Annotated in this window: 12 protein-coding genes; 4 read left to right on the top strand and 8 right to left on the bottom strand. The window is 64.0% G+C overall.

Annotated elements, in window-relative coordinates:
* Positions 1-17: 17 nt before the first annotated feature.
* The 5 genes from edd to RTCK_RS20100 form a co-directional block, all read right to left on the bottom strand.
* On the bottom strand, positions 18-1835 hold the full coding sequence (edd, locus tag RTCK_RS20120) for a phosphogluconate dehydratase (RefSeq protein WP_142594177.1): 1818 nt from the start codon (positions 1833-1835) through the stop codon (positions 18-20).
* A gap of 85 nt (positions 1836-1920) precedes the next feature.
* A complete protein-coding gene (gene pgl / locus RTCK_RS20115) occupies positions 1921-2619 on the bottom strand; it encodes a 6-phosphogluconolactonase (protein WP_142594176.1) in 699 nt (232 codons plus the stop codon).
* Positions 2620-2622: 3 nt separating this feature from the next.
* Complete coding sequence (gene zwf / locus RTCK_RS20110) at positions 2623-4095, bottom strand: glucose-6-phosphate dehydrogenase (RefSeq protein ID WP_142594175.1); 1473 nt, start codon at positions 4093-4095, stop codon at positions 2623-2625.
* Between the two features lie 90 nt (positions 4096-4185).
* The gene (locus tag RTCK_RS20105) at positions 4186-5475 is read right to left on the bottom strand and encodes an NAD(P)/FAD-dependent oxidoreductase (protein WP_142594174.1); all 1290 of its coding nucleotides are present in this window, start codon (positions 5473-5475) and stop codon (positions 4186-4188) included.
* A 9-nt stretch (positions 5476-5484) separates the two neighbouring features.
* Positions 5485-6936: a glutamine synthetase family protein gene (locus RTCK_RS20100; protein WP_142594173.1), complete on the bottom strand. Its 1452-nt coding sequence runs from the start codon at positions 6934-6936 to the stop codon at positions 5485-5487.
* Between the two features lie 123 nt (positions 6937-7059).
* Between RTCK_RS20100 and RTCK_RS20095 the strand changes: the two genes are divergently transcribed.
* On the top strand, positions 7060-8247 hold the full coding sequence (locus RTCK_RS20095; protein ID WP_185928081.1) for a BaiN/RdsA family NAD(P)/FAD-dependent oxidoreductase: 1188 nt from the start codon (positions 7060-7062) through the stop codon (positions 8245-8247).
* A 131-nt stretch (positions 8248-8378) separates the two neighbouring features.
* Positions 8379-8513 (top strand): hypothetical protein, encoded by a 135-nt coding sequence (locus tag RTCK_RS21085; protein ID WP_268963156.1) that lies wholly within the window; start codon positions 8379-8381, stop codon positions 8511-8513.
* Positions 8514-8575: 62 nt separating this feature from the next.
* Here RTCK_RS21085 and RTCK_RS20090 read toward each other — a convergent pair whose 3' ends face one another.
* Positions 8576-8830, bottom strand: a complete 255-nt coding sequence (locus RTCK_RS20090; protein WP_142521761.1) for a hypothetical protein — start codon at positions 8828-8830, stop codon at positions 8576-8578.
* A gap of 92 nt (positions 8831-8922) precedes the next feature.
* Between RTCK_RS20090 and RTCK_RS20085 the strand changes: the two genes are divergently transcribed.
* The gene (locus RTCK_RS20085; protein ID WP_142594172.1) at positions 8923-9798 is read left to right on the top strand and encodes a LysR family transcriptional regulator; all 876 of its coding nucleotides are present in this window, start codon (positions 8923-8925) and stop codon (positions 9796-9798) included.
* Between the two features lie 48 nt (positions 9799-9846).
* On the opposite strand, the gene RTCK_RS20080 is transcribed toward RTCK_RS20085, so the two are convergent.
* Positions 9847-10083, bottom strand: coding sequence for an SMc00767 family acetate metabolism repressor (locus RTCK_RS20080; RefSeq protein WP_142521759.1), 237 nt, complete (start codon positions 10081-10083; stop codon positions 9847-9849).
* A gap of 54 nt (positions 10084-10137) precedes the next feature.
* A complete protein-coding gene (aceA, locus tag RTCK_RS20075) occupies positions 10138-11427 on the bottom strand; it encodes an isocitrate lyase (protein WP_142594171.1) in 1290 nt (429 codons plus the stop codon).
* A 217-nt stretch (positions 11428-11644) separates the two neighbouring features.
* On the opposite strand from aceA, the gene RTCK_RS20070 reads away from it, so the two are divergent.
* Positions 11645-13063 carry a helix-turn-helix domain-containing protein gene (locus tag RTCK_RS20070; RefSeq protein ID WP_142594170.1) on the top strand — a complete coding sequence of 473 codons (1419 nt, stop codon included), beginning with the start codon at positions 11645-11647 and terminating at the stop codon, positions 13061-13063.
* Positions 13064-13099 lie beyond the last annotated feature (36 nt).

Raw genomic sequence — 13099 nt, 5'->3', positions numbered from 1 at the left:
GATAGGAAACGGAGCACTCAGGCGAACACGCTGGCCCCGTTGTCGGCCGTTCCCGCATTCTGCCGGAAGATCGCGAAGAGTTCGCGGCCCATCCCGAATTCGTTCTGCATGAGGTCCGCGGTCGCAGGCGTTCGCGCTGCAAGCTCCGCCGCGTGGACAAGCACCTCCAACGTGCCCTTGGCCGCATCGAGCCGGATCATGTCGCCGTCCATGATCCTGGCGATTGCGCCGCCGTCGGAGGCCTCCGGCGTGACGTGGATCGCGGCCGGCACCTTGCCGGAGGCACCGGACATGCGCCCGTCCGTCACCAGTGCCACCTTGTAGCCCCGGTCCTGGAGGACGCCGAGCGGCGGCGTCAGGCGGTGCAGTTCCGGCATGCCGTTCGCCTTCGGCCCCTGGAACCGCATCACGGCCACGAAATCGCGATTGAGGTCGCCGCGTTTGAAGGCGTCCTGCAACTCCTGCTGGTCGTGGAAGACGATTGCCGGGGCTTCGATCACATGCCGCTCCGGCTTCACGGCCGAAATCTTGATGACGGCCTTGCCGAGATTGCCCGTCAGCATCTTCAGGCCGCCATTGGACTGGAAGGGCGCTTCAATCCGGGCAAGAACCTTGGGATCTCCGCTCTCCTCCGGCGAGGGCTGCCGGACGATGCCGCCCGCGGTATCAAGCCGGGCCTCCACGGTATAGGCGTCGAGACCATGGCCATAGACCGTTCGCACATCGTCGTGAAGCAGGCCTGCTTTGAGCAACTGCCTGATGAGGAAGCCCATGCCGCCCGCGGCATGGAAGTGGTTCACGTCGGCAAGGCCGTTCGGATAGACGCGGGCCAGCAGCGGAACGATGTCCGAAAGCTCGGAGATATCCTGCCAGGTGAGGTGGATTCCGGCTGCACGCGCCATGGAAACGAGATGAAGCGTATGATTGGTGGAGCCGCCCGTGGCGTGCAGGCCGACGACGCCGTTCACGATCGAGCGCTCGTCGATCATCTCGCCTGCCGGCGTAAACTCGTTGCCGAGGGCGGTGATTGCCAATGCGCGCTTGGCGGCTTCCTTCGTCAGCGCCTCCCGCAAAGGAGTGCCGGGATTGACGAAGGAGGCGCCGGGCATGTGGAAGCCCATGATCTCCATCAGCATCTGGTTGGAGTTGGCCGTGCCGTAGAAGGTGCAGGTGCCGGGGCCGTGATAGGACTTGGACTCCGCCTCCAGCAGTTCCGCGCGTCCGACCTTGCCCTCCGCGTAGAGCTGGCGGATGCGCGACTTCTCGTCGTTGGGAAGGCCGGAGGTCATCGGGCCCGCCGGAATGAACACCGCCGGCAGGTGGCCGAAGGTCAGGGCGGCGATCGCAAGGCCGGGGACGATCTTGTCACAGATGCCGAGGAAGACGACCGCGTCGAACATGTTGTGGGAGAGACCGATGCCTGCCGCCATGGCGATCGCATCGCGGGAAAACAGCGAAAGCTCCATTCCCGGCTGGCCCTGGGTCACGCCATCGCACATGGCCGGAACGCCGCCCGCCACCTGCGCGACGCCTCCGGCTTCCTTCGCGGCCTCTCGGATGATCGCCGGGAACGTTTCATAGGGCTGGTGGGCCGAGAGCATGTCGTTATAGGCGGTGATGATGCCGAGATTGGGTACCACGTCACCAGCAAGATCCCTCTTGTCGGAGGGGGAACAGGCGGCAAAGCCGTGGGCGAGGTTACCGCAGGAGAGCACAGCGCGATGCGGGCCACGGGAAATCGCACTGCGCACGCGATCGAGGTAGGCTTCGCGGCGGGGCTTGGAGCGTTCGACGATACGGGCTGTGATCGCTTCTATCTGTGAGTGAGCAGCCATGGCGATGTCCTTGGTTCAGGGAGCAGGCCGGCTGGGAGCGGCGGATGCCGCCGGAATGCTCCGGGTGATAGTCTCGTCTGCGGCGTCAGGGCGCCCAGTAGATGTCGACCGGCGACGAGGCACGATGGAGAACGGCGCGTATAGGCATCTCGTTCTCGTCCGTGCCCTCCTGTGCCCTCGCCAGGACGTCCTTCTTCTCCTGCCCTTCGATATGGAGGACGAGAAGGCCCGCATCCGTGAGGCTGGAAAAGGAGAAGGTAAGCCGCGGTTCATCGGCGTCTTGAGCCTTCATGCTCAGTACGCGCCGCGGCCCGGCCGCCTCGAGCGCTTCCGCGAGATTGTTGCCATGCGGGAAGAACGAGGCGGTGTGTCCGTCGCCCCCCATGCCCAGGATGACGACGTCGAACGGCGGCGCGATTGCAGCTGTCGCCTCCGTCGCCTTGCGGGCGGCCTCCTCGACGCTGGGGCAGTCATGGTAGAGGGGAATGAAGCGTGCGGCCGCCGCCTTGTCCTGCAACAGGTTCTCCCGCACGAGGAGATGGTTCGAGCGGGGGTGATCCATGGGCACGAAACGCTCGTCGACCAGCGTCACCGTTACCTTCGTCCAGTCGATGTCGCGTCCGGAGAGGGCCCGGAAGAACGTCTTCGGCGTCGAGCCGCCCGATACGACCAGACTGGCCGCCCCCTTCGCCTCCAGCGCCGCGGCGAGGCGATGGGCGACCTGATCCGCAAGCTTTTCTGCCAGTACGGTGCCGTCGGCGAATTCGTGGATATTCGGTTCCATAGCTCAGCCTTCGTGCCATGTGCGGCCGTCGCGCTCGATGAGCGCGATCGCCTGACTGGGGCCCCAGGTTCCTGCCGTATAGCCTTGAACCGCCTGTCCGGTCGCTTCCCAGCCCTTGAGGATGGGATCGACCCACTGCCAGGCCGCCTCGACCTCGTCGCGGCGCATGAACAGCGTCTGGTTCGAACGGATCGTGTCCATCAGCAGGCGCTCGTAGGCGTCGGGATTGCGGACGGCGAAGGCTTCCGCAAAGCTCATGTCGAGCGAGACGCAGCGCATGCGCATGCCCCCCGGTCCCGGATCCTTGATCATCAGCGATTGCTTGACGCCCTCGTCAGGCTGCAGACGGATGATCAACTGGTTGGCTGAAATGCGTCCTGCCGCCTGGTCGAAGATGTTGTGGGGGATCGGCTTGAAGGTGATGACGATCTCCGAGACCCGCGTCGCCAGACGCTTGCCGGTACGGATGTAGAAAGGCACGCCGGCCCAGCGCCAGTTGCCGATCTCGGCCTTGATGGCAACGAAGGTTTCGGTATTGGAAACACCGCCCTCCAGTTCGTCGAGATATCCTTTGACGGGCCCGCCCGCCGAGGCGCCCGCCCGATACTGCCCCCGCACGGTCAGGTGCTCGACATTCGCCTCGGTGATCGGTTTCAGCGCCCGCAGCACCTTGAGCTTCTCGTCACGCACCGCCTCTGCGCTGAGAGAGGAGGGGACTTCCATGGCCACGAGGCAGAGCAGTTGCAGGATATGGTTCTGCACCATGTCCCGGAGCGCTCCGGCCGTGTCGTAGTATCCGGCGCGGCCCTCCAGTCCGACCGACTCGGCCACCGTGATCTGCACGTGGTCGATATGCTGCGCATTCCAAAGGGGCTCGTAGAGGGCATTGGCGAAGCGCAGCGCCATCAGGTTCTGCACCGTCTCCTTCCCGAGGTAGTGGTCGATCCGGAAGATCTGTTCTTCCTGGAAAACACGGCCGATGGTGTCGTTGAGTTCCAGAGCGGAGGCGAGGTCGCGGCCGATCGGCTTCTCGACGACGATCCGGGTCTGCTCGGTGATCAGACCGTGTTGGCGGATCTTCTCCGAGATCGGTCCGAAGATCGAAGGGGCTACGGCGAGATAGAAGACGCGAACGCAGTCCCTGCCGTCATCGAGATGTGCCTTCAGCTTGTCCCATCCCAGATCGGATTTCGCATCGACCGGAATATAGAAAAGCCGCTCGCAGAACTTCTCGACCTCCGACTCGTTGTACTCGCCGGGCTTGAGATGTTCGCGCAGTGCGTCACGGGCAAAAGTCCGGTACTCTTCGTCGGACAAGGGACTGCGGGACGCGCCGATGATACGTGTCGGCTCCAGGAACTGGCCTTCGATCTGCCGATGATAAAGCGCCGGCAGCAGTTTCCGCTCCGCAAGATCGCCCGAGCCGCCGAACACGACGCAATCAAAGGGATCGACCGGGATGATCTGGCTGCTCATGGTATCGTCTTTCGTCTTCGCCGAACTGGAGGTTTCCTAATCTAATCGATTTAAAAATTCCAGTCCCGCTGCGTATTTTTTGCTGCGTCCCTACATCCGGTCGCGGAGAGCGAACCATGTGAGCGCGAGGAACAGCAGGGGTGTGCGCAGATACGGCCCGCCCGGGAAACCCGGCACATTCAGCGCCTCAAGGTCATCCAGCGCACTGGGCTGTCCCGCCACCCGGTCGGCATAGAGCTTGCCGCAGAAATTCGACAACATCACGCCATGTCCGGAATAGCCCCCGATCGACGTGACACCCGGCATGACCTCCCGCACGAAGGGCTGCCGGGGCAGGGTGATCCCCACATAGCCTCCCCAGGCATGGGTGATGCGGACATCCTTGAGGCCGGGATAGATCTCGACGATCTGTTTGCGGATGAAGTTCGCCGTGTCTTCCGGGTTCTTCGACGAGTAGACTTCCCTGCCGCCGAAGAGCAGCCGGTTGTCGCGTGACTTGCGGAAGTACCGGACCACGAAGCGGGAATCCGCGACGGCCTCGCCCCCCGGCAGGACGCCCGGGTGCTCGTCCAGCGGTTCCGTGGCGGCGATGAAGGATCCGATCGGCATGATATGGCCTGCCGTGACGGGCTCGAGCTTTCCGACATAGCCGTTGGTGGCCAGGAGAACCCTGTCGGCCGTCACCGTGCCCTGCGCCGTCTCAAGCACGACCTTTCCGCCCGAGCGGGAAATCCCGGTGACCCGCGTCATCTCGCGGATGTCGGCCCCGACCGCCCGCGCCGCACGGGCAAGGCCGACGAGAAGCTTCAGCGGGTGGATGTGCCCCGTGCCCGTGTCGCGCACGCCGCAGTAATAGTGGCTGCTTCCCAGGCGCTCCGCCGTCTCCGCCCGGTCCATGAAGGAAAGGTGAGGATAGCCATAGCGTTCCGCGGCGATTTCTGCATTGGCGCGGTACTCCTTCTCGTGCCCGGGCTTGTGGGCAACATTCATCTGACCCGGCAGGTAGTCGACCTCGATCTTCTGGTCCGACGCGAAGTCGAGCAGATATCGCTTCGCCTGCTCGGCCATGTCGAACAGCGCCTTCGAGCGCTCAAAGCCGATCTTGTGCTCCAGTTCCTCGGGCCACCATCGCTGTCCCGTGCCCATCTGGCCGCCGTTGCGCCCGGAGGCGCCGTCTCCGACACGGCATGCCTCCAGCAGGAGGACGGATACACCGCGCCTTGCCAGGTTGAAGGCCGCCTGCAGACCCGTGAAGCCGCCGCCGACGATGGCGATGTCGACGGTCCTGGAGCCATCGAGCGGGGGATAGGCCGGGCGTTCGCCGACGGTGGATTGATACCATGAGATGCCCGGAGCGATCGGGCTCTGCCATTCGTTCACGGCGTGGCCTCACACGTTGAGAAGCAGGAACTCCCGCTCCCACGGACTGATGACCTGCATGAAGGTCTCGAACTCGCCGCGCTTCACGCCGGCATAGAGATCGATGAACTCCTGCCCCAGCACATCTGCCAGCGCTGGCTCGGACTCCAGTGCCGAAACGGCCTCCAGCAGGCCCCGCGGCAGATCGATGGAGCCCTCGTTGGCGCTGTGCTCCGTCGGCGGTTCCGGCTCCACGGCGTTCATGATGCCGAGCAGGCCGCAGCCGAGCGAGGCGGCGAGCGCCAGATAGGGATTGGCGTCGGAACTGGGCAGGCGGTTCTCCACGCGCCGCGCGGCGGCGTCCGAGACCGGGACCCGGAAGGCCGTGGTGCGGTTGTCGTATCCCCAGGCATTGTTCACGGGCGCCGCCATGTCCGGGGTCAGGCGCCGGTAGGAATTCACATAGGGAGCCATCATGACCAGGGCCTTGGGCACGTAGGTCTGCATGCCGCCGATGAAATGGAAGAACTCCTTCGACGGGGAACCCTCCTCGTCGGAGAACACGTTCCGTCCCGTCTCGATGTCGATGACCGATTGATGGATATGCATGGCCGAGCCGGCCTGGCCCTGCATCGGCTTTGCCATGAACGTCGCGTAGATGCCGTGCTTCAGCGCCGCCTCGCGGATCGTACGCTTGAACAGGAAGACCTGGTCGGCAAGTTCGATCGGATCACCGTGCCGCAGGTTGATTTCGAGCTGGGCCGGACCCTCCTCGTGGATCAGCGTGTCGATCTCCAGGCCCTGCTTCTCCGAGAAATGGTAGATGTCGTCGATCAGCTCGTCGAACTCGTTGATGCCGGCGATCGAGTACCCCTGGCCGCCGAGGATCGCCCGGCCGGAGCGGCCCTTCGGCGGATGCAGCGGATAGTCCGGGTCGTCGTTCTTGGCGACCAGGTAGAACTCGATCTCCGGCGCGACGACCGGTTTCCACCCGCGCTCGAGGTAGAGATTGACGATGTTCTTCAGCACCGCTCGCGGCGTATAGGGCACATTCTCTCCGCCGATGCCGACGACGTCGCAGATGACCTGTGCCGTCGGATCCGTCTCCCACGGCACGACGGACAGTGTCGAGAGATCGGGGACCAGCTTCAGGTCGCTGTCGCGTGGCTCGTAGCGGAAGCTTGCCGTCTCGTCCGGATATTCGCCCGAGATCGTGTGCCGGTAGAGAGCCGAAGGCAAAGCCAGCGACGTGTTCGATGTGAACTTCGACGACGGCATCATCTTGCCGCGCGGCACCCCCGCCAGGTCCGGTGTGATGCATTCGACGTCCTCGATGCCGCGCGCCCGAAGCCAGGAGATCGCTTCCCGCCAGTCCGCGACGCCTCGCAGGGAGGTGAGGGCCGGCGGCGTCGGCTGTCCGCCGGTCGATTTGAGCACGGGCCCTGCAACTGGGGAGGCAGGAGACGGTTTCTTGCGCGACATGAGGCACCGGAATGCGTTGATGGGAATGCCATCATAGTCAGAGATCTCCAATTGGCGAGGGGGCGCCATTGACTTTGTCCGGCCGATCGAAAACACGGGAGAACCGCAGCAAGGGAGCTTCAGTTGGTCCGCAAATTCGACGCCGTCATTCTTGGAGCCGGGGCAGCGGGAATGATGTGTGCTATCCGTGCGGGGCAGCGTGGGAAACGCGTGCTGGTGCTCGATCATGCCAGGGCGCCGGGCGAGAAGATCCGGATTTCCGGCGGCGGCCGCTGCAATTTCACCAATATCCATACGACGGGGACGAGTTACATATCGGCCAACCCGCACTTCGCGAAATCGGCGCTGGCGCGCTACACCCCCAACGATTTCGTTCAACTGGTGGAACGCCACGGCGTCCCCTGGCACGAGAAGACGCTGGGTCAGCTCTTTTGCGATAACAGCGCCAAGGACATCGTCAACCTGCTCCTCGCCGAGATGCGTGACGCGAACGGACAGCTGGAGCTCCAGCAGGAGGTCCTGTCGGTGGAGAAGGCGCCGGGCGGATACCGTGTCGCGACATCGGGCGGATTGGTCGAGGCGTCGGCTCTGGTCGTGGCAACGGGCGGCAAGTCGATACCCAAGATGGGAGCGACAGGCTTTGCCTACCGGATTGCCGAGCAGTTCGGGCTGAACGTTGTCGAGACGCGTCCCGGCCTTGTGCCGCTGACGCTCGATGCGCAGCTGCTCGAACGCCTGGCGCCGCTCTCGGGGATTTCCGTTCCCGCAGAGGTTCGCCACGGCCGAACGGCATTCCGCGAAGCCCTTCTCTTCACCCATCGTGGGTTGAGCGGTCCTGCCATCCTGCAGATCTCGTCCTACTGGCGGGAGGGAGACGAGATCCTGCTGAGGATCGCGCCGGACCGGAACCTGTTCGAGGAGTTGAAGTCGGCGCGCAAGATCAACGGCAGACAGGCGCCTCAGACCGTTCTGGCGGAGATCCTTCCCCGGCGCCTGGCCCAGCATGTCCTCGAAAAGGCGGGCCTTGCCGCGACGGTGCAGATGGCCGAGTGTCCGGACCGGGTACTGGAGGCTATCGCATCCGCGGCCCAGAGCTGGCGCATGAAACCGGCGGGGTCTGAAGGTTATCGGACGGCGGAGGTGACGCTGGGCGGTGTCGATACGAAGGACCTGGATTCCCGAACCATGGCCGCGAAGGCCGTTCCCGGCCTCTACTTCATCGGCGAGTGTGTCGATGTCACGGGGTGGCTCGGAGGCTACAATTTCCAGTGGGCCTGGGCCTCGGGGCATGTTTGTGGGGATGCGTTGTAGGGGCGTGAAATTCAGCTGTTGTTGATACACGTCGGCGATCCTGCCTTGATGCCGGCCAAATCCGGGGCTACCGCAGGACATGCGCGCCGCTTGCCGGCACGCCGCAGTGACAACGCTTTGGGGTTCAGAAGATGCAGAAAACCCGTCGTGCCCGTGCCGTCGCCATCGCCAAGGCTGAGGATGCCGCAAAGGTGATGCGTCTGAGTTTGCTGGTCATTTGCGCTGGTGCCGTCTCTGCTCTCCTGGCCCTGCCGGCAGTTCTCTGATTTCTGCGTTAATTCTCCGACAGGAATAGGAGCGGGGCGAAGAGCCGCCGCTACTGAACCTTCTACGGCATCCGCTCAAGCAGCCCGAGGGCAGCCGGCGCCGGATCTTTGACGGCGGCAGAATGGCCGCCATCGATGTCCTTGCTGCTCGTTCGTGAATGCCAAAGCCGCAGGAGAAGGCGGCGGGCCGCGACGAGAGACCGTGGCAGGGGCGCTCCCAGGTTCTCATAATAGCGATCCTCGGCGCCGTGCGAGCTTTGCTCCCTCTCCGGGTCGGTGCGGGATGATGCCACGAGGGCTGCGACGACTTCATACATTGCTTATACCTCCGCGGTTGAAAAGCCGTCCTCCCAATTAGCGGGGTTTTTCATCTTCCGGAACAGCCTCCATTGCGCTACGATTTTCACTGATGAAAAACGCGAATTGGGACACATACGAGCTTTTCCTGCACGTCGCGCGCCATGGCGGCTTGTCCGGAGCTGCAGGCGTTTCTGGCTTGAGCCCTGCCACGATAGGGCGACGCATGCTCGAGCTCGAAAACAGCTTCGGCCGCCCGCTCTTCGTCCGAAGCCGAACCGGCTACCGCCTTACCTCGGAGGGGGCGCTGCTTTTCAATCAGGTTCTGGAAATGGAGGGTGCGGCGCGGCGGATCGAGACGTTCCGGCAGGAGGAAGGCGGCTCGACGCTGGTGAGGATCTCCTGCGGGACCTGGCTCGCCTGGTGGATCAGCCGCAACATTTCGGCACTGCAGACGGATACCGACAATTTTCGCCTGGACCTGTTCATCGCCGAGCGGCGGGCAAGCCTCGCGCACCGCGAGAGCGACATCGGGATCAGGGCCTTCGAACCGGAGGAAACCAACCTTGCCTCACAACGGCTCGGTGAGGTGGCCTATGCCGCCTATCGCGCCCGCGATCCTGGGCGAACCACCGGCCTTCGCTGGGTGGCCGTCGCCGAGGATGAGGCGATATCCGCCTATCTTCGCTATCCGCACGAACATGCGGCGGCAAAGATTGTGGTTACGGTGAACCGGCCGCGCTCGCTCCGGGACCTGGTGCTTGGAGGTGCGGGTGTCGCTGTGCTGCCATGTTTCGTAGGCGATCAGGATGTACGGCTGGAAAGGGTGGGAGAGGAAATTCCTTCGCTGCGCCACACGCAATGGATGGTGATGAACAACGATGATCGACACCGGCACGATATCCGCACGGTGGTGGATCGCATGTCCGCGCTCGTCAGGAGGCATGCCGATCTGTTCGCGGGCCGTCGCCCGGCGGACCCTCGTTGAATCGGGAGGGTGCCGCCTCGCGGACGGCGCCCTCCCGGTTGTTGCTCGTCAATGCGCCTGCGTGACAACAACCGGAATGAGGAGGTCGCCCCAGTTTCCGTCGCCGCCGTGGTGGCGTGCGGAGCGGACCAGTTCGACCGATACGCCGGCATCCACGGCCTTCATGACCGATTGGTTGAGGCGGTGGAGGTCGTTGGCGACCATGCGGATCATGGCCTGCTGGTCGGAAGACATCGCGGAAGCTTGTTCTTCTGCGCGCTCTTTAACGCGGGTCTGGACGTTCATGGCATTTCTCCTCTTTTCTCGGGGTTCTTGAGCGGTTGCTGTCGGGATCGTCGCTTACTCTGCTGCGGGCCGGAACTGTTCGGTCTCGGTGGACTCCTTCATCGCGGTGGTCGAGGACTGGCCTCCTGTGATCGCCAGGGAGACGGCGTCGAAATAGCCGGTGCCGACCTCGCGCTGATGCTTGGTCGCCGTGTAGCCGTTGACCTCTGCCGCGAATTCCGCCTCCTGCAGATCGGAATAGGCGGCCATCTGGCGGTCCTTGTAGCCGCGCGCCAGTTCGAACATGCCGTAGTTGAGCTGGTGGAAGCCGGCGAGCGTGATGAACTGGAACTTGTAGCCCATCGCACCGAGTTCCTTCTGGAACTTGGCGATCGTTGCGTCGTCGAGGTTCTTCTTCCAGTTGAACGACGGCGAGCAATTGTAGGCGAGCTTCTTGCCCGGATGGACCTTGTGGACGGCCTCCGCGAACTTGCGGGCCTGTTCGAGGTCCGGCTTGCCGGTCTCCATCCAGATCATGTCGCAGTAGGGCGCATAGGCGATCGCGCGGGCGATGCAGGGCTCGATGCCGTTCCTGACCTGGTAGAAGCCTTCCGCCGTGCGGCCTGCGTCATAATCGACGAAGGGCTGGTCGCGCTCGTCGATGTCGGAGGTGAGCAGCTTGGCGGCTTCCGCATCGGTGCGAGCGACGATCAGCGTCGGGACGCCCATGACGTCGGCGGCGAGGCGTGCGGCATTCAGGTTGCGGATATGGGCCGCCGTCGGGATCAGGACCTTGCCGCCGAGATGGCCGCACTTCTTTTCCGAGGCCAGCTGGTCCTCGAAATGGACGCCGGCCGCACCGGCCTCGATGAAGGCCTTCATGATCTCGAAGGCGTTGAGCGGGCCGCCGAAACCGGCCTCGGCATCGGCGACGATGGGGGCGAACCAGGTCTCGACGGAGAGGCCCTTGCCTTCGGCCGTCTCGATCTGGTCGGCGCGCTGCAGCGTGCGGTTGATCCGCTTTGCAAGTTCGGGAGCGGCATTGGCCGGGTAGAGCGACTGGTCCGGATACATGGCGGATGCCGTGTTGGCATCGGCGGCAACCTGCCAGCCGGACAGGTAGATCGCCTTCAGGCCCGCGCGGACCATCTGCATGGCCTGGTTGCCCGAAAGGGCGCCGAGCGCGTTGACGAAGGGCTCCTCGTCGATGAGCTTCCAGAGACGATTGGCGCCATTTTCGGCCAGCGTGTACTTGATCTCGACCGAGCCTCGCAGGCGCTTGACGTCATCGACGCCGTAGGGCCGTTCGATCCCTTCATAGCGGCCCTTTGGGGCATTGGGGACGAGATTGTAAAAATCGGTCATTACGGTTTCTCCCATTCAGTTCCAGACCTGAAAGCAGCGAGCCGGCCTCGCCATTTCATGTGACTGGATTTACAGAAGCTAACGCGGATGAGCCAGAAAATATGCAAAAGCTGCGATCGGAAAGAGGTTATGATGTCTGCGGTTTGACTTTTCTGGCTGTGAAAATGTAAATGTTGTAAATCCAAATAGGATGGCGGGTTTGTAAAGAAGGTGACACATGGCGGAACGTAAGATCTTCGCGGGGCCCCGTGTGCGGCGTGTGCGGATGAGCATGGGCCTCACCCAGACGGCCATGGCGGAGGCGCTCGGAATCTCGCCCTCCTATCTGAACCTGATCGAGCGCAACCAGCGTCCCCTGACGGTTCAGCTGCTGCTCAAGCTGGCCTCGGTCTACAAGGTGGATCTCGATCTGCTGCAGGGGGAGGGGTCCGGCGTCACGGGGCAACTGCGGGAGGTCTTTTCCGATCCCTTGCTTGCGGGGGAGATCCCGGGCGATCAGGAGATCATCGAGGTTTCGGAGGCTGCGCCGAACGCGGCGACGGGAATGGTGAAGCTCTACCGCGCTTACCGCGAACAGGGCGCCCGGTTGACCGATCTTGCCGACATGCTCGCCCGCGAAGGCCACCAGACCTCCGTCGCCGGCACCCGGCTGCCGATCGATGAAGTCCGGGAGCAGCTTGAGCGGCGTCCGAACTTCTTCGCAGGGATCGAGGATGCGGCCGAGGAGTTCGGCCGGCGCCTGTCCGCCGCCGATGATCTCCCCGCGGCGCTGAAGGCATGGCTGAAGAGCGAGCACGGGATCGCGGTGCGGACCTTGCCGGTGCACGCCATGCCGAACCTGCGCCGGCGATATGACCGGCATTCCATGCGCCTCTTCCTGTCCGAGCGCATGTCTCCGTTCGACCGTACGCGCGAACTCGCCATGGAGGTGGCGCTGCTGGCGCTTGGCGGTGAGATTTCCTCCGAACTCGACGCCTTGTCCTTTTCGACGAGCGAGGCGCGCCGTGTGGCACGCTTCGAGCTTGCCCGCTATGCGGCGCATGCCCTGATGATGCCCTATGGCGCCTTCCTGGCGGCCGCGCAGCGGGTGCGTTACGACGTGGACCTACTGAGGTCCCGCTTCGATGTCTCGTTCGAGCAGGCCGCGAACCGGTTGACCACGCTCGCCCGGCCCGGAGCCCAGGGAGTGCCCTGGTTCATGCTGGAGCTCGATCATGCCGGCAATGCCATCCGCCGCGCCGGCGCCCAGGGCTATCCTCGGGCGACCTTCGGCGGCCTCTGTCCGAAACTTGCCATCCATTCGGCCTTCGCGCAGCCGGGCCATGTCCTGGCGGAGGCTTTCGAGATGCCGGACGGAAGCGCCTTCCTGACCGTGTCCCGCACGGTGGAGGGGCCGCAGGCGGCGTTCGGGGAGAGGCTGAGACGTACGGCGATCCTCCTCGGCTGCGAATGGGCGCAGGCGGTCGAGACAACCTATGCCCAGGCCGCCGGCGGAACGAGCGCCAGGGTTCTGGGCGGCCCGGCCTGCCGCCTTTGCGAGCGGCAGGGTTGCCTTGCCCGCGCGGAGCCTCCCATCACGCGCCCGCTGGGCCTGGACGAAATGGTCAGCGGGCTCAGCGCCTTCGATTTTCAGTGAGCGCTTGATGCAGCGCACATTTCACTTGTGGGTGCA

The sequence above is a fragment of the Pseudorhizobium endolithicum genome (genome assembly GCF_902153245.2).
Taxonomy (GTDB): Bacteria; Pseudomonadota; Alphaproteobacteria; order Rhizobiales; family Rhizobiaceae; genus Neorhizobium; species Neorhizobium endolithicum.
This window is presented reverse-complemented; position numbering and strand designations above follow the sequence as displayed.